The organism is Pseudomonas sp. A39, assembly GCF_058145955.1.
The window spans coordinates 22,001-42,324 of the sequence record NZ_JBYVMD010000004.1; the positions used below are offsets into that span (position 1 = coordinate 22,001).

Here is a 20,324-nt window from a genome sequence, read left to right on the forward strand (position 1 = left end):
CGCCAGAGCGTTTACTGCGTTTAACTGCTGGCAATAAGCTTGTTTTTTTTGCATGCAGCCCCCATCTTGGTTTCAAGCTTACTTTTCAACTGTCATAGAGGCGAAATCATGAAGACAACCATCGAATTGCCTCTCCTGCCGTTGCGTGATGTCGTCGTCTATCCGCACATGGTTATCCCGCTGTTCGTGGGGCGCGAGAAGTCTATCGAAGCCCTTGAGGCAGCGATGACGGGCGACAAGCAGATCCTGCTGTTGGCCCAAAGAAATCCTGCTGATGATGATCCGGGCGAAGAGGCCCTGTATCGCGTTGGCACCATTGCCACTGTTCTGCAATTGCTCAAACTGCCGGATGGCACCGTCAAGGTGTTGGTGGAAGGCGAGCAGCGCGGTGCGGTCGAGCGCTTCATGGAGGTGGATGGTCACCTGCGCGCCGAAGTAGCGCTGATCGACGAAGTCGAGGCCCCGGAGCGCGAGTCTGAAGTTTTTGTACGCAGCCTGCTCTCGCAATTCGAGCAGTATGTGCAGTTGGGCAAGAAAGTCCCGGCTGAAGTCCTGTCGTCCCTTAACAGTATCGATGAGCCAAGCCGCCTGGTCGACACCATGGCCGCGCACATGGCGCTGAAAATCGAGCAGAAGCAAGACATCCTCGAAATCATCGACCTGCCGGCCCGTGTTGAGCATGTGCTGGCACTGCTGGATGCCGAAATCGACCTGTTGCAGGTTGAGAAACGCATCCGTGGTCGTGTGAAGAAACAAATGGAGCGCAGCCAGCGCGAGTACTACCTGAATGAGCAGATGAAGGCCATTCAGAAGGAACTCGGCGACAGCGAGGAAGGCCACAACGAAATCGAAGAGCTGAAAAAGCGTATCGATGCCGCCGGCCTGCCGAAAGACGCCCTGACCAAGGCCAACGCCGAGCTGAACAAGCTCAAGCAAATGTCGCCGATGTCGGCCGAAGCCACCGTGGTGCGCTCCTACATCGACTGGCTGGTGCAGGTGCCGTGGAAGGCCCAGACCAAGGTGCGCCTCGACCTGGCCCGCGCTGAAGACATCCTCGATGCCGACCACTATGGCCTTGAAGAAGTCAAAGAACGCATCCTCGAATACCTCGCCGTGCAAAAACGCGTGAAAAAGATTCGCGGTCCGGTGTTGTGCCTGGTGGGCCCGCCTGGTGTGGGTAAAACCTCGCTGGCCGAGTCGATTGCCAATGCCACCAACCGTAAATTCGTGCGCATGGCCCTCGGTGGTGTACGCGATGAAGCGGAAATTCGTGGTCATCGCCGGACGTACATCGGTTCGATGCCAGGAAGATTGATTCAAAAGATGACGAAGGTGGGTGTGCGCAACCCGCTGTTCCTGCTCGATGAAATCGACAAAATGGGCAGTGACATGCGTGGCGATCCGGCCTCGGCTTTGCTCGAAGTGCTCGACCCTGAGCAGAACCACAATTTCAACGACCATTACCTGGAAGTCGACTACGACCTGTCCGACGTGATGTTCCTGTGCACCTCCAACTCCATGAACATTCCGCCGGCATTGCTGGACCGGATGGAGGTGATTCGTCTGCCGGGCTACACCGAAGACGAGAAGATCAACATCGCGGTCAAATACCTCGCGCCCAAGCAGATTTCGGCCAATGGCCTGAAGAAGGGCGAGATCGAATTCGAGGTCGAGGCGATCCGCGATATCGTGCGTTATTACACCCGCGAGGCCGGTGTACGGGGCCTGGAGCGCCAGATCGCGAAGATCTGCCGCAAGGCGGTCAAGGAACATGCGCTGGAAAAACGCTTCTCGGTGAAGGTCACGGCCGACTCCCTGGAACACTTCCTGGGGGTGCGTAAATTCCGCTATGGCCTGGCCGAGCAACAGGATCAGGTAGGGCAGGTGACGGGCCTGGCGTGGACCCAAGTGGGCGGCGAATTGCTGACCATCGAAGCCGCGGTGATCCCGGGTAAAGGCCAACTGATCAAGACCGGTTCCCTGGGTGACGTGATGGTCGAATCCATCACCGCCGCGCAGACCGTGGTGCGCAGCCGCGCCAGGAGCCTGGGGATCCCCCTGGACTTCCACGAGAAGCACGACACCCACATCCATATGCCGGAAGGGGCGACGCCTAAAGACGGCCCTAGCGCCGGCGTAGGCATGTGCACGGCGCTGGTGTCGGCATTGACCGGCATTCCGGTGCGAGCCGATGTCGCAATGACCGGGGAAATCACCCTGCGTGGCCAGGTATTGGCCATCGGTGGCCTGAAAGAGAAATTGCTTGCGGCACACCGGGGCGGTATCAAGACCGTGATCATTCCTGAAGAGAATGTTCGCGACTTGAAGGAGATTCCTGACAATATCAAGCAGGATCTTCAGATTAAACCGGTTAAATGGATTGACGAGGTCCTGCAAATTGCGCTGCAATACGCGCCGGAGCCCTTGCCGGATGTGGCTCCGGAGATAGTCGCGAAGGACGAAAAACGCGAGTCTGATTCCAAGGAACGAATTAGCACGCATTAATGTGCTGGAGCCTGGGGGCTTCCTTGACAGCTTTTTAGAGCCCTTGTTATAAAGCGGCTCTTAAGTGTCTGTAGGCCATTCAGCACTGGTTTTTGCTTTTACCAAAAAAACTTAGAATCATACTCAATAGATATATAAGGGGACTTAGAGTGAACAAGTCGGAACTGATTGATGCTATCGCTGCATCCGCTGATATCCCGAAAGCTGCTGCTGGCCGTGCGCTGGATGCAGTAATCGAATCCGTCACTGGCGCTCTGAAGGCCGGCGACTCCGTGGTACTGGTAGGCTTCGGTACTTTCTCTGTGACTGACCGCCCAGCTCGCACTGGCCGTAACCCACAGACTGGCAAAGCACTGCAAATCGCTGCTGCCAAAAAACCAGGTTTCAAAGCCGGTAAAGCCCTGAAAGAAGCCGTCAACTAAGTTTCGATCAAGCCTTTACCTACCCGGGTCGAACGCAGGTTCGACCTGGCAGCGGAGCGGCAGCTGACCCACGTATCCATCGGGTCGCCACGCCGGGGGTGTGGGTTCAAACCCCCGTCCGCTCCGCCAGTTACGAGAAGGCGCATCCTCGGATGCGCCTTTCTTCTATCCGGACTCTACCCACGCTCCACGGTTGCCTATTTTTGAAGTTCAACCGTTTCTGGGGGACGCATGCTGCAAAATATCAGGGACAATTCACAAGGCTGGATTGCCAAGACCATCATCGGGATCATCGTCGCATTGATGGCGTTCACCGGTATCGAGGCCATTTTCCAGGCTTCGGGTAATAGTAAGCAGGACGTGGCCAAGGTCAACGGTGAAGAAATCACCCAGACCGAACTGAGCCAGGCCGTCGACATGCAACGTCGCCAGCTGATGCAACAGCTGGGCAAGGATTTCGATGCTTCTCTGCTGGACGAAAAACTGCTGCGCGAAGCGGCCCTCAAAAGCCTGATCGATCGCAAGCTGTTGCTGCAAGGCGCCGCCGATTCCAAGTTTGGCTTCTCTGAAGCTGCCTTGGACCAAGTGATCCTGCAGACGCCGGAATTCCAGGTGGACGGCAAGTTCAACGCTGAACGCTTTGACCAGGTGATCCGTCAGCTGGGCTACAGCCGTCTGCAATTCCGTCAGATGCTGACCCAGGAAATGCTGATCGGCCAGGTGCGTGCAGGTATCGCCGGCAGCGGTTTCGTCACCGATTCCGAAGTGCTGGCATTCGCCCGTCTGGAAAAACAGACCCGCGACTTCGCCACCGTCAACATCAAGGCCAACCCTGCGGCGGTGAAACTCACCGATGACGAGGTCAAGGCTTACTACGACCAGCACGCCAAAGAGTTCATGACCCCTGATCAAGTGGTCATCGACTATCTGGAACTGAAGAAGTCATCCTTCTTCGACCAGGTTGCCGTGAAGGACGATGAGTTGCAGGCTGCCTATCAGAAAGAAACCGCGAACCTCGCTGAACAGCGTCGTGCCGCGCACATCCTGATTGAAGTCAACGACAAGGTCACCGACGCGCAAGCCAAGGCCAAGATCGAGGAAATCCAGGCACGCCTGGCCAAGGGTGAGAAGTTCGAAGCCCTGGCCAAGGAGTTCTCCCAGGATCCAGGTTCGGCCAGCAATGGCGGCGACCTGGGCTTTGCTGGCCCTGGCGTCTACGACCCGGACTTCGAGACGGCCTTGTACGCGTTGAACAAGGACCAGGTCTCGGCGCCGGTGCGCAGCACCTTCGGTTGGCACCTGATCAAGCTGTTGGGCGTTGAAGCACCGCAAGTGCCGACGTTTGCCAGCCTGAAAGACAAGCTGACCAAAGAGCTCAAGACCCAGCAAGTCGAGCAGCGTTTTGTCGAAGCGACCAAGCAATTGGAAGATGCGGCATTCGAAGCCTCCGACCTGGCCCAGCCGGCGTCCGACCTGAAGCTGACCGTCCACACCTCTGCGCCATTTGGCCGTGAAGGTGGTGAAGGTGTTGCGGCCAACCGTGCCGTGGTCACCGCCGCGTTCAGCCCGGAAGTGTTGGATGAGGGTGCCAACAGCACCGCCATCGAACTGGACCCGGAAACCATCATCGTGCTGCGTGCCAAAGAGCACCTGAAGCCTGCGCAACTGCCGCTCGAAAGTGTTGCAGCGGCGATTCGCACCCAGATGGCCAAAGAGCGCGCCAGCGCGGCTGCCAAGACCCACGCTGATGAGTTGATCGCCAGCCTGCGTGATGGCAAGACCCCGCTGAACCAGCCGGTCGACGGCCAGGCATGGAAGGTCACTGAAGCGGCTACCCGTAGCCAGGAAACCATTGACCCGGCCGTGCTGCAAGCCCTGTTCCGCATGCCCAAGCCTGCGGCCAAGGATAAGCCGACGTTTACCACGGTGACCCTGGCTGACGGTAGCCTGGTGATCGTGCGCTTGAATGGCGTCAACGAAGCCGCTGCCCCGACGGACGAAGAAAAGGCGCAATACCGCCGCTTCCTCGCTTCCCGTGTCGGTCAGCAAGACTTCGCGGCTTACCGCAAGCAGTTGGAGACCAAGGCTGACATCAAGAAGTACTGATGTCGGTTTGAATAAAAAGCCCTCGGCCTGAAAAGTCCGGGGGTTTTTTATGTGCGCTAGACTGGGCCTTCACTGTGCGGACCAGGGAGTTTGCAGCATGTTCGATCAAGGAAGTGAGGGTGTGATGATCCGCCGCGCCAGTGTGGCGGATGCCCCGGCGGTTTTGCAGGTGTTCGACGAAGTGATTGCCTGGTTCGTGTCCATGGGCAATCACGGTCAATGGGGGACTGAGCCTTGGTCGGCTTCGCCGCGACGGGTTGCGCAAGTCACCGATGCCTGCGCGATGCCGGGTGCGTGGGTGGTTGAGGCGCGCGGCGGCCAGATCCTGGCGGCACTCGTGTTGGGCGAGCCCATGGCTTATGTGCCCGCGGCGACAGCGCCGGAGGTGTATGTGCGGCTGCTGATCGCCTCGCGGGATCAGCGTGTACGGGGTATCGGGCGGCGCCTTATGGCTTTCGCCGACGACCGTGCCCATGCTGCGGGAGTAAGGCGTTTGCGGGTGGACTGCTATGGCGGTGGGACCGGCGACCTGGTGCGGTTTTATGAGTCCTGTGGCTATGAGCGCATTTCAACGTTCGACCTGGAGGGATGGCCTGGCCAGTTGTTGGGGCGCAGCCTGTAGCGCGCCGGTTATTGCCAAAAGCATCAGCAGCACAACCACCCATGGAAATGCGCCGACGCCCCAGCCTTGTAGTAACGCGCCGCCCGCCAAACCGCCGCCCGCTATGCCCAGGTTCCATACGGTCACCAGCATCGATTGCGCGGCATCTGCTGACTCGCCCGCCGACTTGGCCAGTGCCGTTTGCAGCAGCGCGGGCAGCCCGCCGAAGGCCAAACCCCAGAGTGCCACGGTGACGTAGATGACGGCTGGCAGGTCGATCCAAAACGCCAGCGCTAAGGCGATCAGGCCAAATAGGGCGCAACTGATCAGCAGCAGTGCGCGCAACCACCGATCAATCAACACGCCGGCCAGCCAGATGCTCAGCAATGCAGCGAGGCCGAACACCAGCAGCACCCGATCGATATCGGTGACAATTCCAGCCGGTACCAGCAGCGGGGCGATATAGGTATAGAGAATGTTGTGGGCCAGCACGTAGGTGAAGGTCACCCACAGCACCGGACGAATGCCTGGCAATGTCAGCACTTGATGCAGCCCCAAGCGTTTTTCGGCGCGTTCGCCGGCAAAATCCGGAAGTTGCCAGCGCGCCCAGATCAGTAGCACCAGCGTCAGCCCGGTCATGATCGCAAAACTCAGGCGCCATCCAACCGCGGCACCCAGAAAGGTGCCGGCGGGCACACCCAATGACAGCGCCAGCGGTGCACCCAGCATGGCTACCGCGATTGCCCGGCCTTGCAGGTGTGGCGCAACCATCCGGCTGGCATAACCCGCCAGCAGCGCCCAAAGTAGCCCGGCGAATACGCCGGCAAAGAAGCGCGCAACCAGGGTCAGCCCGTAGTGGCTGGACAGTGCGGTCACGCTGTTGACCAGCGCAAAGCCGCCAATGGCCACCAGCAACAAGGGCCGACGTCGCCAGCCTCGGGTCAACAGCGTCAGCGGGATGGCGGCGAGGAGCGATCCAAGTGCATACAGCGTGACCAATTGGCCGACCAGCGCGGGCGACACGCCCAGGCCTTCGCCCATCTGCGGCAGCAGCCCGGCGGGCATGGCTTCCGTGAGAATGGTGATAAAGCCGGCGCTGGCCAAGGCCAGCAAGCCAGCCATCGGAAGTGTTTCAGGCCGGGTTGTGACTGGGGAATCGGTGAGGGAGGTCATCGTGTTCTGTCCATGCAAAAGGTCAAGCAGGCAGAGTAGGGGGCTGTGGTCGGCGGAAAAACAGGCTAAGGTTCCGAACTTATCGGACTTCGGTATCCGCAATCTCAAAGGGCACATCATGGACAGTCTGGGCAGCCTTTCGGTATTCGTGCAGGTGGCAGAGACGCGCAGTTTCACCACCGCCGGCCGTCTGCTCGGCGTGTCGTCTTCGGCCATCGGCAAAAGCATCGCGCGGATGGAACAGCGCCTGGGGGTTCGGCTGTTTCACCGCAGTACCCGTAGCATCACCTTGACCAGCGAAGGCGCGCTGTTCCTCGAGCGTTCGCGGCGTATCCTTGCTGAGGTCGAGGCTGCCGAACGGGAACTGACGGAGGCCAGCGCCACACCCCGTGGCAAGTTACGCATCAGCGTGCCGCAAGTGCGCGGTTTGCTGATGCCGGTGCTCAGTGACTTTATGCGCGCCTACCCGGAGATCGAGCTGGATGTGGATTTCTCCGACCGTATGGTGGACGTGATCGAAGAAGGTTTCGACGCGGTGATTCGTACGGGCAAGCCGGAAGATTCACGCTTGATGGCCCGTCACCTGGGGCACTATCAGCTGGTGTTGGTGGGCACCCCGGGCTATTTCCGTGAGCATGGCACCCCGCAGCACCCGCAGCAGTTGAGCGAACATGCCTGCCTTCGCCACAAATTCTGCGCCACGGGCAAGCTGGAGCCTTGGCCTTTGCACCTGGCTCCCGGTGCGTCGGAGCCCACTTTGCGCACCCCACTGGTCAGCACGACCATCGAGTCCCTCAACCATGTGGTGCTCGAAGGATTGGGAATCGCTTGCCTGCCGGATTACATGGTCAACCACGCGGTGCGTGAGGGGCGCCTGCAAAGGGTGCTGGACGACTGTATCGAGCACCGTGGCAGTTTCTGGATGTTATGGCCATCAAGTCGCCATGCCACGGCCAAAGTGCGGGTGTTTATCGATCATATGTGCGCTGGGCTTTTTCCTACGAGCGGCGTCGTGTGAGGCTGTGACGTTTTACCGACAGGAATGCGCGCGCCAAGGCCTCGTTCTGTTGCACAATACCGCCCTGACTGTTTTCCTCGGGATTTTCAATGTCGACATCATTTTACTTGCGTAGCCTTGGGGTGGCGCTGGTGTTGGCGGGCGCCGCGGGCTGCTCGTCACCCAAGACCGCTATCTATGAACATGAGAGTTTCGACGACTCCGGCACGTTTTCGCGGGATTACCCGGTCAGTGATGTCGCGGCGTGCGAGGCCGCGCGGCGTGCCCTGCTGAGCCAGGGCTACATCATCACCAGTAACGATGCGAAAGTAGTCGTGGGTAACAAGAGCTTTCAGCAGACGGGCGAGACCCATCTGCAAATCAGCTTCAACGTGGTGTGTGCCGATGATGGCAAAGGCACCAACCATTCGACGATGTTCGCCAATGCCTTGCAGGATCGCTACGCGCTGAAGAAGGTCAACAACTCCGCGAGTGTGGGGGTGGGTGTGCTGGGGTCGGTGTCGATGCCGATCGGCTCCACCGATGATTCGATGGTGAAGGTGGCAAGCGAAACCGTCTCGGCGCCGAAATTCTACGAGCGCTACTTTGCGCTGGTGGATGTGTTCCTGCCTCAGGAAGTGAAGAAGGCTGCGCATATTCCCGAGCAGCCGAAAGCTGAACTGGGGGTGCCGGAACCTAAAGTGGCACCGGCTGCCGAGAAGGTCGAGCCGGCGAAGGAGGCGAAGGAAGAGCCTGCCGTTTCGCAACCCGTCACGCCGCCTGCCGAGGCCGCGCCGATTGCACCGCAAGCAGAGCCCGCACCAGCAGCCACTAACCCGGACCTGCCAGCGCCGACAGAAGCGATCCCGCCGCTGCCGACGCCTGCGCAGTAACTCAGACCGCTACGGGGTTCGCCTTGTCGACGTTGATCCCGTAGCGACTGATGGCCTCACTGACTTTTTCACGGCCGATCACGCCGTCATCCGCGAGTGCCTTCAAGGCCGCCAGCGCGATGAAATGCCGGTCCACTTCGAAAAACGCCCGCAAGCTTTCACGGGTATCCGATTGCCCGAAGCCGTCCGTGCCCAGCGCCACAAAGCGCCGATTGGGGACAAAGGGGCGAATCTGATCGGCGAAGAGTTTCATGTAGTCCGTCGCCACCACCACCGGCCCCGTTTGCCCGGCCAGGCATTGCTCCACGTAGCTCACCCGTGGCTCGCTCTGCGGGTGCAGCAGGTTCCAGCGTTCCACCTCATGCCCGTCACGCCGCAATTCGGTGAGGCTGGTGGTGCTCCACACGGCGCTTTGCACGCCGAAGTCCTTCTCCAGCAGCTCCGCCGCCGCGATCACTTCGCGCAGGATTGAGCCACTGCCCATCAGTTGCACCTGGGCCTGTTGGCTGGCCTTGAGCCGGTACATGCCCTTGAGAATGCCGTCTTCCACACCTTCGGGCATTGCCGGGTGCGGGTAGTTTTCGTTGAGCAGGGTGATGTAGTAATAAATGTCCTCCTGCTGCACATACATCCGCCGCATACCTTCGCGAATAATGACCGCCAGCTCGTAGGCAAACGTCGGGTCGTAAGACACGCAGCACGGAATCACCGACGACAGGATATGGCTGTGCCCATCGTCATGCTGCAAGCCTTCACCCATCAGCGTGGTGCGCCCGGCCGTGGCCCCCAGCAGGAAGCCGCGCGCCCGCGCGTCACCGGCCGCCCAGGCGAGGTCGCCGACCCGCTGGAAGCCGAACATCGAATAGAAGATATAGAACGGCACCGTCATCAGGCCGTGATTGCTGTAGGACGTACTCGCCGCAATCCACGAGGAAATGGCGCCGGATTCATTCAGGCCTTCCTGCATGATCTGTCCGTCCTTGCTTTCCTTGTAGTAGCTCAATTGCCCTGCGTCCTGTGGGGTGTAGAGCTGGCCTACGGCGGAGTGGATGCCGATCTGTCGGAACAGGCTCTCCATGCCGAAGGTGCGCGACTCATCCGGCACAATCGGTACGATCAGTTTGCCCAGGTGCGGGTCCTTGAGCAGGGTGCCGAGGATGCGCACAAACGCCATGGTGGTGGAGATCGCGCGCTCGCCGGTGTCCTTGAGTTGGGTGGCGAAGGCGGACAGTTCGGGAACCTGCAAGGGCTCGACCGCACTCTGGCGCGCCGGTACGTAGCCGCCCAGGGCCTGGCGGCGTGCGGCGAAGTAGCGGGCTTCTTCGCTGTCGGCCGCGGGCTTGAGGTAGGGAATGTCGGCGAGCTGCTCGTCAGCGACTTCCAGGCCAAAGCGATCGCGGAAAGCCCTTACCGCATCAGCGCCCATTTTCTTCAATTGATGGTTGATGTTCTGGCCTTCGCCGGCCTCACCCATACCAAAGCCCTTGACGGTTTTCGCCAGGATCACCGTAGGCTGTCCACTGTGACGCACGGCAGCGGCGTAGGCGTTGTAGACCTTGTCCGGGTCATGCCCGCCCCGTGAGAGTTTCCAGATGTCGTCGTCGGACATGTCCGCAACCAGCGCCAGCAATTCTGGGTATTTGCCGAAGAAATGTTCGCGCACGTAAGCGCCGTTCTGTGATTTGTAATTCTGATAGTCGCCGTCCACGCATTCCATCATGCGTTGGCGCAGCAGGCCGCTTTGGTCTTTCTCCAGCAGCGCGTCCCAGCCACCGCCCCAGATCACTTTGATCACGTTCCAGCCGGCGGCGCGGTACAGGCTTTCGAACTCCTGGATCACCTTGGCATTGCCGCGCACCGGGCCGTCCAGGCGCTGCAGGTTGCAGTTGACCACGAAGATCAGGTTGTCGAGTTTCTCGCGCCCGGCCAGGGAGATGGACGCCAGGGATTCCGGCTGGTCCATTTCGCCATCACCGAGAAATGCCCAGACCTTGCGGCCCTGGTGTTGCTTGAGGCCGCGCAGTTCCAGGTAACGCATAAAGCGCGCCTGGTAGGCGGCGGTGATCGGGCCAAGGCCCATGGACACCGTGGGGAATTGCCAGAAGTCCGGCATCAGTCGTGGGTGCGGGTAGGACGAAATACCGTCGCCACCGGCCTCGCGGCGGAAGTTGTCGAGCTGCGCTTCGCTGATGCGGCCCTCGAGGTAGGCGCGACCATAGATGCCGGGAGAGGAGTGGCCCTGGATGTAGACCAGGTCGCCGTCAAAGCTGTCGGTACGGCCACGGAAGAAGTGGTCGAAGCCTACGTCGTACAACACGGCGGCTGACGCATAGGTCGCAATATGCCCACCGACACCTGAATGTTTGCCTGCACGCAACACCATCGCCATGGCATTCCAGCGGATAAACGCATTGGTACGGCGTTCGATGGCCAGGTTGCCGGGGTAGGGCAACTGGCGGTCCACCGGGATTGTATTGACGTAGGGCGTGGTCACCCGCCCGTAGAAGTCGCCATGCCGCGCCACGTCGAAATCCAGCAACTGATCGATCAGGTAGTGCGCGCGCGGGCGACCTTCGGTGGACAGCACCGATTCGATGGACTCCAGCCACTCGCGGGTTTCCTGCGGATCGTCGTCGCGTCTGACTGCGTTGTTCGGGGTCATGTGAGGCTCCAGGGTAGGCGGATTTCAAGTGGCGGGCTCCTTGTGGGAGTGCCGACAAAGTAATTGCAATTGCAACTACATGACCGAATCTAGCGCGGGATGAGCTACTATTGCAACCTTCTTGAAATTCCCCGGATGGTGTTGCATGTCGTCGAAAGAGCCGGATGTATGGTTCCGTTTTGTCAGGGCCCACAGGACGGTGATCCGTGAAATCGAGCGGCGCCTGGCAGCGGCGGACCTGCCGCCGTATGCCTGGTACGACGCGTTGTGGGGCCTGGAAAGCGGACCCGACGGCACCCGCCGCATGCACGAATTGGCCGATGTGCTGGCCATCGAGCGCTACAACCTCACGCGCTTGGTCGACCGTCTGGAAAAGGACGGCCTGGTGGTGCGTTCCCGCTCCGACGGCGATGGCCGCGCGGCGTTTGCCTCGATCACCGATGCCGGCCGGGTGCTGCGTAAAAAGATGTGGAAGATCTACGAAAGCACGGTGGATGAGTTGTTTCTGTCTCAGCTCGAGCCGGAGCAGCGCCAGGTGTTTGCGGATGCGCTGGAACGCACCGCCGGGCTGGCGATGGACGCAGGCGTGCAGACCCGCAGCCGCCGCAAAGTCTGAGAAACATGGAGATCAAATAGGGGCGCGGGCTGGTTGTGGTGAGCAGGCTTGCCCTGCGCTGGGCTGCGAAGCAGCCCTTGGGTCGACGGTGAACCCGTCGGGGGACAAGCCCCACTCACCACAACAAACCCGCTCCCACATTTTTTGATCGCATTCCAGCTCATTTCAGGACGTACCGCTTGATGCCTTTTTCCACTAGCAGGGCATCGATCCGCCCCTCATCCGCCAACGCCCTGAGCGCCGACACCACAATCCAATACCGACTCGGCGCCGCCGTCTGCACCGAGCCCGCCCCCAACGCCACGAACCGCGCCTCCACGTGCCCCGCCAACTGATCGACAATCGCCTGCGGATAACCGGTCACCGCAATCACCGGCGCTGCATTCCCCGCCAGGCAATCACGCAAATGGCAACTGCGCCTGGGCGCCTCGGGATGCAGGCGATTCCAGCGTTCAGCGGCCGCTGCCTCGCGGGCCAGCCGTGTGTAGCTGGGGCAACTCCAGAGTTGCGCGGTGATATTCCAGTCCTGTTCCAACAAGCGCTTGGCCTGCACGACCTCTTCCAGCGCGCGGCCTGCGCCGAGCAGTCGCACATCCCCTGGCGTGTCCTGCTGGAGCGGGTACATACCCTTGAGCGCAGCTTCACGATCCTGCTCATTCAGGGCCGCTGTATTGTCATGATCATGCAGGGCCAGGTAGTAAAACCCAGGCTTGCCGTCGACATACAGCGTACGCAGCGCCGCCAGCACAATCGCTTGGGCTTCTTCCCCCGAGGCCGGGTCATACGGTGTGCAGCGCGGATGAGTGGCCAGCCACAGCGGCAAGGACGGCTGCGCACCTTTGGGCCAACGGGAGGGCTGGTTTTCAATGTCGTTGCACAGGATGCCGCGCTGTTGGGTGACGTCCGACAGCGCGCTCAGCTGTGCGGAGGATTGCGCACTGTGCAGGTACAGCAAGGGTTTTTCCGCCGTATTACGGGCAAACCAGCCGGGCCAGTGACCCGCGCGGCGTGAGCGTGACTGGCCGCGGATCACCCAGGCGTGTCGGCTGAATTCAAGGGTGTCGGCCATGCGTGTCACGGTGTACAGCGGCGAACGGCTGGCGGCGGCAGCAGTGCTCAAGGCGTCGATACAGAGCTGCGCGGCGTGTGCGGTAGCGGCGGTCATGGAGAGGGTTACCTGGCGACGAATGCCATTACCCTAATGGAAATTCGCATGTGATTGCAATTGCAATGATTGCAATAGTTCTTCAAAGCCCAGGTGCTAAATCCCTGTAACGCTGCTACGTTTAATCCTTGAGTGCAGGAACGTCATGGTGCAGACATTTTTTCGTCATGACGGCACTTTAGGCTGGCTGTGCAGGTCATTAATCAGCAGCCGCTTTTAATTCAACAAGGAGTCCAGCATGGACGATTACCAGGAAGAACTGCTCGAGTACCGCGCGATTGAGTTGGACCCGCTGGAACCCGCAGACGATGCGACAGAGCTGTAAGACCGGCTTCAGGCGGAATGCCGCTGACTGCGGCGAAATTCCCCTGGGGTCTGGTTGTTCCACCGCCTGAAGGCTCGTTGAAACGCCTGGGCCGAGGCAAAACCGAGCAAGTAGGCGATCTCGCCGAACGCCAGTTCCGTATCGCGAATGTAGGTCATGGCCAGGTCGCGGCGGGTATCGTTTAGAATCGCGCGGAACTGAGTGCCTTCTTCGGCCAGTTTGCGGCGCAACGTCCAGGTCGGCAGCTTCAGGCGTGCCGCCACTTCTTCCAGGTCGGGTTCCCGGCCGCCATTGAGCATCGGCCCGAGCAGCCGGGTAATGCGCTCGCGCAGGCTGCGGGTGCGGGTCAACTGTTCCAATTCCCTTTCACACAGCTGTAACAGCAATTGCCAGGTGCTCGGGCAGTGTTGCGGGTTGCGCAGCGCCAGGGTGTGCTGGTTGAGGCGCAGTTGATTGGCGTCGGCACCGAAGTGAACGTCGCCAAGCGCGTTGTAGTGTTCGCTGTACTCCGGCGCTTCGAACTCGATATCGATGCGCTGCGCCTGCACCGGTTGCTGGGCCAGGCTGGACAATTGATGCAGCCAGCCGGCGATGATCGAGTCCACTACAAAGCGGTTGTAGGCGTTGTAGGGGCTGATGGAATAGAAGCGCAGCCAGGCGCCTTCGGCATCTTCGACAAAGCTCGACTGCCCACGATAATTGGAGCCGTACAGTGCTTCGAAGCGCGTCAGCGCACGCGCCGCCTCGCGCACGTTGGGCGCCTGGGCGGCGGTGACGCCCGCCAGCCCGGCCTGGCTCAAGCGACTAAGCTGACCCATGCGCAGGCCCAGGCCTGGGTCGCCAGTGAGTTGAATGGCCGCATGGCCCAGGCGCATGTAGCGCGGGATCGACAAGCGGGCACCGGCCTCGGCGAGGCGCGCCGGGTCGAGTCCGTATTGCAGCAACAGCGGCTGCGGGTCCAGGCCATGGCTGTGGATGGCATCGGCCAAGGTGTGCACGAAGCCCACCGACAGGTCCCCCAGCCGTACCGGTTTCACAACCAGATATTCAACAGGCGCGCGCCACGGGCTTCGCCATCGGCGCTGACCTGTCCATTGCTGCTGAGAAAGCTGTGCCCGGCGGTGCCCAAGTCCCAGAACTGCCCGCGCAGGAACACGCTCATACCGGCGCTGGCCTGGCTGACCGGTTGTTGGCTGATCAGCGTAAGGCGGTGCCAGGCTTGGCCCTCACTGAGTTCTTCGGGCTTGAGGCTGATTTCGGTCGGGGTGGACACGCTTTTGAAGCCGCGCCAAGGGCGGTCCCAGGTATCGCGGCCGAGCACAAAGGCCGGCACCGCGATCAGCTGCGCGCCTTGTTCGTTGAGTTTGCGGTAGTTGTCCGGGTACCAACTGTCGCTGCCCACCAGCACCCCCAGGCGCCCGGCCGGGGTGTCGACCACGCTGACGATGTTTTCGTCACCGGGCTCGATAAAGCCGCGTTCATCGTAGATCGGGTAGAGCTGGCGCTGCGGCTGGCCCACCGGCAAGCCGTCTGCGTTGAAGACCAGGCTGGCGTTGTACAGCGCGCCATGGCCGACCTGCAGTTGCCCCTGGCTGACACTCGGGTTGGGCAGGGTGATGGAACCGGCCACCAGCGTGACGCCGAATTCCTTGGCCAGGCCGCCGAACACCAACTGATAGTCCCGTGCCATGCCGGAGGCTTTCATGCGCAGGTAGGCGTCGTCTGTGCGGTTGTCGCCCGTCGCGCTGATCCAGGCGCGCGCGAACAGCAGTGGGTTGCTGACCGACAGCCAATTCATCGCATCCTTCACGTGGAGCGCCTGGTAAACCTCGTTCTTTTCGCCGGTGAGCATCAGCCAGGTGCCGATATGTTCAGGCAGCACCACGATGGTCTTGTCGTTGATCAGCCCCTGATCGCGGGCTTTTTGCAGGTAGGCCGCGAGCTTCAGGTGCAGGCGTTCCAGGCTCTGGTAGTCGGCGGGAAACAGCTCCGGCTGGATGCCCAGCAAGTTGCCCCGGTCGGCGGGCAGGCCTTCGTTGACGGCGAGGGTGATACGCAGGTCCGACAGGTAATGCGCGACGGGGCGCTCCTGGGTCCAGACCAGATACGCGGCGACGGCGGCAACCAGGGCCATGGTGACGGTAAAAGCTAGAAGTTTACGCATGGGGGAACAGACAACAGACCGTGTGCAGGGTTCGCCGACTAGGGTAGGGCCCATGGGCGGGCTTGCCAAGGGGCGCTGTGCATTTGGATCAATAACTTGTCAGTTTCGGTCATTGAGCCGTCGTCCACCGGCTCTTAGTCTGTGGGACATAAACCGATGGCGCGCCGTTCGAGCGTGTCACGTCCCGTGATGATCCGTTGTGGAGCTTGACCATGACCGCTGTTGCCTACCCGCACCTGCTGGCCCCGTTGGACCTGGGTTTTACCACCTTGCGCAACCGTACCCTGATGGGCTCGATGCACACCGGCCTGGAAGAAAAACCCGGCGGTTTCGAACGCATGGCGGCCTATTTCGCCGAGCGCGCCCGAGGGGGCGTGGGCCTGATGGTCACGGGCGGCATTGGCCCGAATGATGAGGGCGGCGTGTATTCAGGCGCAGCCAAACTGACCACCGACGAAGAAGCGCAGAAGCACAAGATCGTCACCCAGGCGGTGCACGAGGCGGGCGGCAAGATCTGTATGCAGATCCTCCACGCCGGCCGTTATGCCTACAGCCCCAAGCAGGTGGCACCCAGTGCGATCCAGGCGCCCATCAACCCGTTCAAACCCAAGGAGCTGGACGAAGAGGGCATCGAAAAGCAGATTCAGGATTTCGTCACGTGCTCGTTGCTGGCCCAGGTCGCCGAGTACGACGGCGTGGAAATCATGGGTTCTGAAGGCTACTTCATTAACCAGTTCCTCGCGGCCCACACCAACCATCGCACCGACCGCTGGGGTGGCAGCTACGAAAACCGCATGCGCCTGGCGGTAGACATCGTGCGCCGTGTGCGTGAAGCCGTGGGCCCGAACTTCATCATTATCTTCCGCCTGTCGATGCTCGACCTGGTGGAAGGCGGCAGCACCTGGGAAGAAATCGTGCAGTTGGCCAAGGCCATCGAAGGTGCCGGTGCGACCCTTATCAACACCGGGATCGGCTGGCACGAAGCGCGGATCCCGACCATCGCCACCAAAGTACCGCGTGGCGCGTTCAGCAAAGTCACCGCCAAGCTGCGCGGTGCGGTGCAGATCCCGTTGATTACCACCAACCGCATCAACACCCCGGAAATCGCCGAGCAGATCCTCGCCGAAGGCGATGCCGACATGGTCTCGATGGCACGCCCCTTCCTGGCCGACCCAGAGTTCGTCAACAAGGCCGCCGCCGGCCGCGCCGATGAAATCAACACCTGCATCGGCTGCAACCAGGCGTGCCTGGACCACACCTTTGGCGGCAAGCTGACCACCTGCCTGGTCAACCCCCGTGCGTGCTACGAGACCGAGCTCAACTACCTGCCGGTCAAGCAGATCAAGAAGATCGCCGTGGTCGGTGCCGGCCCTGCCGGTTTGGCCGCCGCAACGGTCGCCGCCGAGCGTGGCCATCAAGTCACCCTGTTCGACTCCGCCAGCGAGATCGGCGGCCAGTTCAACATCGCCAAGCGTGTGCCGGGCAAAGAGGAGTTCTTCGAAACCCTGCGCTACTTCAAACGCAAGTTGCAGACCACCCACGTCGAGCTGTGCCTCAATACCCGCGTGGACGTGGCGCAACTGGCGGCGGGCGGTTACGACGAGATCATCCTGGCGACCGGCATCGCACCACGCACGCCGGCGATCCCAGGGATCGATAACGCCAAGGTGCTGAGCTACCTGGACGTGATCCTGGAACGTAAACCGGTCGGCAAGCGCGTCGCCGTGATCGGCGCGGGCGGTATCGGTTTCGACGTGTCGGAATTCCTCGTGCACCAAGGCGTGTCCACCAGCCTGGACCGCGAAGCCTTCTGGAAAGAGTGGGGCATCGACACCCAGCTGCAAGCCCGTGGCGGCGTCGCGGGCATCAAGCCGCAACCGCATGCGCCGGCGCGAGAAGTGTTCCTGCTGCAACGCAAGGCCTCCAAGGTCGGCGATGGCCTGGGCAAGACCACCGGGTGGATCCACCGTACTGGCTTGAAGAACAAGCGGGTGCAGATGCTCAACAGCGTCGAATACCTGAAGATCGACGATGAAGGCCTGCATATCCGCATCGGTGCCGAGGGCGAACCGCAGGTGCTGGCAGTGGACAACATCGTCATCTGCGCCGGCCAGGACCCGCTGCGTGAATTGCAGGACGGCCTGGTCGCGGCCGGCCAGAACGTGCACCTGATCGGCGGCGCCGACGTGGCGGCCGAGTTGGATGCCAAGCGCGCCATCAACCAGGGCTCGCGTCTCGCGGCGGAGCTGTAAGACCCCGAGCGGGGCGGTGTTAGACTACCGCCCCGTTTTTCATGCAGATCCCTTCCGATGGGTCCCTTCGATTGGCTTCCCCACGCCCCCCTTGAACGCTTGCAGCTCGATTGGCTGAACGGCGTCGAGTTGGCCGTGCTGCGCCTGGACCGTATCGACCCACTGATCAGCGGCAACAAGTGGTTCAAGCTCACCGGGCACTTGGCCCAGGCGCACAGCGCGCGCGGTCTCATCAGCCTGGGCGGCGCTTACTCCAACCATCTGCACGCGTTGGCCGCCGCCGGCAAGCGTTTCGGTTTTCCCACCGTCGGCCTGTTACGCGGGCATGCGCAAGACACCCCGACTGTCGTCGACCTGAAAGCCTTTGGCATGCAATTGCATTGGCTGGGTTATGGCGGCTATCGCGCTCGGCATGAACCGGGTTTCTGGCTGCCGTGGCGTGAACAGTATCCCGACCTGCATCCCGTGCCCGAAGGCGGCGGTGGCATCACGGGCGCCGTGGGCTGCGCGGTGCTGATCGAGCAGGTGCGTGCGCAGTTACACCGCGTGGGCTGGGCGGATTACGACGCCTGGTGGCTGGCGGCAGGCACCGGCACCACGCTGGCCGGCCTGGCACTCGCTGAAAGGGGCGCACACCCGGTGTACGGCGCCATGGCGGTGCCGGATGGCCACGGTGTGGCGCAGAACGTCGAGGCTATCGTGCAGGGCGGATATGAGCTGGTGGACGCCAGCCGCGGTGGCTTTGCCAACGTCGACCCCTTGCTGGTCGAGTTTATCGACGCAACAGAGCAGGCCTGCGGCGTGCCCTTGGAGCCGCTCTACACCGGCAAGGCCTTACTGGCTTTAAAGACCCACATCGAAGCCGGGGGCTTAGCCCCCGGCACTCGCCTGGTCTTCGTCCACACCGGCGGCCTGCAAGGTCGCCGAGGTTTCAAGGGTTAGCGCGTTTGCCCGGCATCATGCGCAACGCGGTGTTGTCGCGCAGGATGTAATGGTGGGCAATCCCGGCCAGCGCATGCAGCCCGATCAGCCAATAACCGACCTTGCCGAACCACACGTGCCAGCCCTCGATCTGCTTGGCCAGGTCCTTGTTCTCAGCGATCAGCGGCGGCAATTCCATGCCATAGAACATCACCGAATGCCCCTCGGCACTGACAATCAGCCAACCGGCAATCGGCATGCCGATCATCAACGCGTATAACGCGACGTGCATCAGGGTGGCCAACAGGCTTTGCCATTGCGGCGGCGCCGGGACGATCTTCGGTGCCACCCCCAGGCTGCGTGCAAACAGGCGCAGCCACACCAGCACAAACACGGTGAGGCCAAACATAAAGTGCATCTCGACGATCAGCGTTCGCGCACCGCTGCCTTTGGGGAACTGGCCGCGTAACTCAATGCAGGCGTAGACCACCGCCAGTAGCACCACCATCAACCAGTGCAACGCAATCGACATGGTGCTGTAGCGCGTATCGGAATTTTTCCACGGCATCGCTGGGTTCCTCACTCATCAGGGCAAACCTCCATTCTTTGGCGACGGAGTCCTTTTACTGTAAGCCTGTTTTAAGCGATTTGCCCGGCGCGAATAGCGTTGACTTGATCTCTGTCAGTTGCTCTGTGGCATTTCCCCGCGGGCCAGGCGTGCGTTGATGTCGCTGATCACCGCCGGCAGGTCGGTGATGGTGTCAATCAGGTAGTGCGGGCGCGAGCCTTCGAACATCGCCTCGATGCGTTTGCGCTCGCTGGCCAGTGTGGCCGCGTCCAGGGCGCGAAATTGCTCATAGGTCAGGCCCAAGGCATTGCCGGAGCAGGTCAGGGCCACCGTCCACATCCCGGCGCGGCGACCTTCAAGGATGCCCGGCACGGTGTCGTCGACCTTCACACACGCGGCGACATCATCGATCCCCAGCGCGATCACGTTAGCCAGGGCCTGGGCCGGCCATGGGCGACCATTGGGCACTTCGTCGGTGGCCACCACATGGTCGGCGATGTAGCCGTTGGTGGCGGCCAGGGCAACCACCTTGTCCATGACTTGCTTGGGGTAGCCGGAGCAGGAGCCGACCTTGATGCCTTGCACGCGCAGCCGGGCGATGGTGTCGAGGGCGCCGGGAATCAGCGCCGAGTGTTCGGCGATCTTCTCGATCTGCAACGGCATGAAGCGCTGGTAGATGGCGGTCACGTCGTCATCGGTGGGCGTGCGGCCGAAGGCCTTGCGGTAGCGTTCGGCAACCTGTGGTTGATCGCAGAGGGTGCGGATGTGGTCCCACTTGCCCATGCCCATCGGGCCACGGGCTTCTTCGATGGAGACTTGCACGTCGAACTCGGCGAAGGCCTCGACGAAGATTTGCGTGGGGGCAAACGAGCCGAAATCGACCACGGTGCCGGCCCAATCAAGGATAACGGCCTGGAGGGTGTTGGGGTTTTGATACTGCATGGTTCAGATCCT

The 20,324-nt window shown here is 61.3% G+C and carries 16 protein-coding genes; 9 read left to right on the plus strand and 7 right to left on the minus strand.

Translation table 11 applies throughout. The features are described 5' to 3' along the window. Positions 1-108 precede the first annotated feature (108 nt). From lon to AC3ZU9_RS04105, 4 genes are all read left to right on the plus strand, one after another. Entirely contained in the window at positions 109-2,505 is a 2,397-nt protein-coding gene (gene lon / locus AC3ZU9_RS04090) for an endopeptidase La (protein ID WP_015884722.1), read from the plus strand. A gap of 149 nt (positions 2,506-2,654) precedes the next feature. After that, positions 2,655-2,927, plus strand: coding sequence for an HU family DNA-binding protein (locus AC3ZU9_RS04095; protein WP_003174819.1), 273 nt, complete (start codon positions 2,655-2,657; stop codon positions 2,925-2,927). Between the two features lie 231 nt (positions 2,928-3,158). Beyond that, on the plus strand, positions 3,159-5,033 hold the full coding sequence (locus AC3ZU9_RS04100; protein WP_046035621.1) for a SurA N-terminal domain-containing protein: 1,875 nt from the start codon (positions 3,159-3,161) through the stop codon (positions 5,031-5,033). A 97-nt stretch (positions 5,034-5,130) separates the two neighbouring features. After that, complete coding sequence (locus tag AC3ZU9_RS04105) at positions 5,131-5,655, plus strand: GNAT family N-acetyltransferase (protein WP_093541382.1); 525 nt, start codon at positions 5,131-5,133, stop codon at positions 5,653-5,655. On the opposite strand, the gene AC3ZU9_RS04110 is transcribed toward AC3ZU9_RS04105, so the two are convergent. Continuing rightward, complete coding sequence (locus tag AC3ZU9_RS04110) at positions 5,602-6,807, minus strand: MFS transporter (RefSeq protein WP_236382476.1); 1,206 nt, start codon at positions 6,805-6,807, stop codon at positions 5,602-5,604. The two genes, AC3ZU9_RS04105 and AC3ZU9_RS04110, sit on opposite strands and share 54 nt — an antisense overlap. A 118-nt stretch (positions 6,808-6,925) precedes the next feature. On the opposite strand from AC3ZU9_RS04110, the gene AC3ZU9_RS04115 reads away from it, so the two are divergent. Together AC3ZU9_RS04115 and AC3ZU9_RS04120 are read left to right on the plus strand one after the other, a co-directional pair. Then, positions 6,926-7,825, plus strand: coding sequence for a LysR family transcriptional regulator (locus tag AC3ZU9_RS04115; RefSeq protein ID WP_490090340.1), 900 nt, complete (start codon positions 6,926-6,928; stop codon positions 7,823-7,825). A gap of 89 nt (positions 7,826-7,914) precedes the next feature. Further along, complete coding sequence (locus AC3ZU9_RS04120; RefSeq protein WP_015884717.1) at positions 7,915-8,697, plus strand: DUF2242 domain-containing protein; 783 nt, start codon at positions 7,915-7,917, stop codon at positions 8,695-8,697. Between the two features lies 1 nt (position 8,698). Here AC3ZU9_RS04120 and aceE read toward each other — a convergent pair whose 3' ends face one another. Beyond that, a complete protein-coding gene (gene aceE, locus AC3ZU9_RS04125; protein WP_490090341.1) occupies positions 8,699-11,359 on the minus strand; it encodes a pyruvate dehydrogenase (acetyl-transferring), homodimeric type in 2,661 nt (886 codons plus the stop codon). Positions 11,360-11,504: 145 nt separating this feature from the next. Between aceE and AC3ZU9_RS04130 the strand changes: the two genes are divergently transcribed. Then, positions 11,505-11,975 (plus strand): MarR family winged helix-turn-helix transcriptional regulator, encoded by a 471-nt coding sequence (locus AC3ZU9_RS04130; protein WP_490090342.1) that lies wholly within the window; start codon positions 11,505-11,507, stop codon positions 11,973-11,975. A gap of 160 nt (positions 11,976-12,135) precedes the next feature. Here the strand turns inward: AC3ZU9_RS04130 and AC3ZU9_RS04135 are convergent, their stop codons facing one another. From AC3ZU9_RS04135 to AC3ZU9_RS04145, 3 genes are all read right to left on the minus strand, one after another. Next, positions 12,136-13,140: a transketolase-like TK C-terminal-containing protein gene (locus AC3ZU9_RS04135; RefSeq protein WP_490090343.1), complete on the minus strand. Its 1,005-nt coding sequence runs from the start codon at positions 13,138-13,140 to the stop codon at positions 12,136-12,138. Positions 13,141-13,473: 333 nt separating this feature from the next. After that, the gene (locus tag AC3ZU9_RS04140; protein WP_093541393.1) at positions 13,474-14,502 is read right to left on the minus strand and encodes an AraC family transcriptional regulator; all 1,029 of its coding nucleotides are present in this window, start codon (positions 14,500-14,502) and stop codon (positions 13,474-13,476) included. Further along, positions 14,499-15,629 carry a carbon-nitrogen hydrolase family protein gene (locus tag AC3ZU9_RS04145; protein ID WP_015884712.1) on the minus strand — a complete coding sequence of 377 codons (1,131 nt, stop codon included), beginning with the start codon at positions 15,627-15,629 and terminating at the stop codon, positions 14,499-14,501. Before AC3ZU9_RS04145 ends, AC3ZU9_RS04140 begins: the two co-directional genes overlap by 4 nt. Positions 15,630-15,841: 212 nt before the next feature. On the opposite strand from AC3ZU9_RS04145, the gene AC3ZU9_RS04150 reads away from it, so the two are divergent. Then, complete coding sequence (locus tag AC3ZU9_RS04150) at positions 15,842-17,881, plus strand: NADPH-dependent 2,4-dienoyl-CoA reductase (RefSeq protein ID WP_046035628.1); 2,040 nt, start codon at positions 15,842-15,844, stop codon at positions 17,879-17,881. A gap of 57 nt (positions 17,882-17,938) precedes the next feature. Beyond that, on the plus strand, positions 17,939-18,823 hold the full coding sequence (locus tag AC3ZU9_RS04155; protein ID WP_490090344.1) for a 1-aminocyclopropane-1-carboxylate deaminase/D-cysteine desulfhydrase: 885 nt from the start codon (positions 17,939-17,941) through the stop codon (positions 18,821-18,823). On the opposite strand, the gene AC3ZU9_RS04160 is transcribed toward AC3ZU9_RS04155, so the two are convergent. Together AC3ZU9_RS04160 and phnX are read right to left on the minus strand one after the other, a co-directional pair. Beyond that, positions 18,813-19,370 (minus strand): cytochrome b, encoded by a 558-nt coding sequence (locus tag AC3ZU9_RS04160; RefSeq protein ID WP_015884709.1) that lies wholly within the window; start codon positions 19,368-19,370, stop codon positions 18,813-18,815. The genes AC3ZU9_RS04155 and AC3ZU9_RS04160 overlap by 11 nt on opposite strands. A 114-nt stretch (positions 19,371-19,484) precedes the next feature. Then, positions 19,485-20,312 carry a phosphonoacetaldehyde hydrolase gene (phnX, locus tag AC3ZU9_RS04165; RefSeq protein WP_015884708.1) on the minus strand — a complete coding sequence of 276 codons (828 nt, stop codon included), beginning with the start codon at positions 20,310-20,312 and terminating at the stop codon, positions 19,485-19,487. Between the last annotated feature and the right edge of the window lie 12 nt (positions 20,313-20,324).

Coding starts and splice junctions, on each gene's coding strand:
- lon (WP_015884722.1), top strand. CDS start 109: ATGAAGACAACCATCGAATTGCCTCTCCTGCCGTTGCGTGATGTCGTC.
- AC3ZU9_RS04100 (WP_046035621.1), top strand. CDS start 3,159: ATGCTGCAAAATATCAGGGACAATTCACAAGGCTGGATTGCCAAGACC.
- AC3ZU9_RS04105 (WP_093541382.1), top strand. CDS start 5,131: ATGTTCGATCAAGGAAGTGAGGGTGTGATGATCCGCCGCGCCAGTGTG.
- AC3ZU9_RS04110 (WP_236382476.1), bottom strand. CDS start 6,807: ATGACCTCCCTCACCGATTCCCCAGTCACAACCCGGCCTGAAACACTT.
- AC3ZU9_RS04115 (WP_490090340.1), top strand. CDS start 6,926: ATGGACAGTCTGGGCAGCCTTTCGGTATTCGTGCAGGTGGCAGAGACG.
- AC3ZU9_RS04120 (WP_015884717.1), top strand. CDS start 7,915: ATGTCGACATCATTTTACTTGCGTAGCCTTGGGGTGGCGCTGGTGTTG.
- aceE (WP_490090341.1), bottom strand. CDS start 11,359: ATGACCCCGAACAACGCAGTCAGACGCGACGACGATCCGCAGGAAACC.
- AC3ZU9_RS04130 (WP_490090342.1), top strand. CDS start 11,505: ATGTCGTCGAAAGAGCCGGATGTATGGTTCCGTTTTGTCAGGGCCCAC.
- AC3ZU9_RS04135 (WP_490090343.1), bottom strand. CDS start 13,140: ATGACCGCCGCTACCGCACACGCCGCGCAGCTCTGTATCGACGCCTTG.
- AC3ZU9_RS04145 (WP_015884712.1), bottom strand. CDS start 15,629: ATGCGTAAACTTCTAGCTTTTACCGTCACCATGGCCCTGGTTGCCGCC.
- AC3ZU9_RS04150 (WP_046035628.1), top strand. CDS start 15,842: ATGACCGCTGTTGCCTACCCGCACCTGCTGGCCCCGTTGGACCTGGGT.
- AC3ZU9_RS04155 (WP_490090344.1), top strand. CDS start 17,939: ATGGGTCCCTTCGATTGGCTTCCCCACGCCCCCCTTGAACGCTTGCAG.
- AC3ZU9_RS04160 (WP_015884709.1), bottom strand. CDS start 19,370: ATGCCGTGGAAAAATTCCGATACGCGCTACAGCACCATGTCGATTGCG.
- phnX (WP_015884708.1), bottom strand. CDS start 20,312: ATGCAGTATCAAAACCCCAACACCCTCCAGGCCGTTATCCTTGATTGG.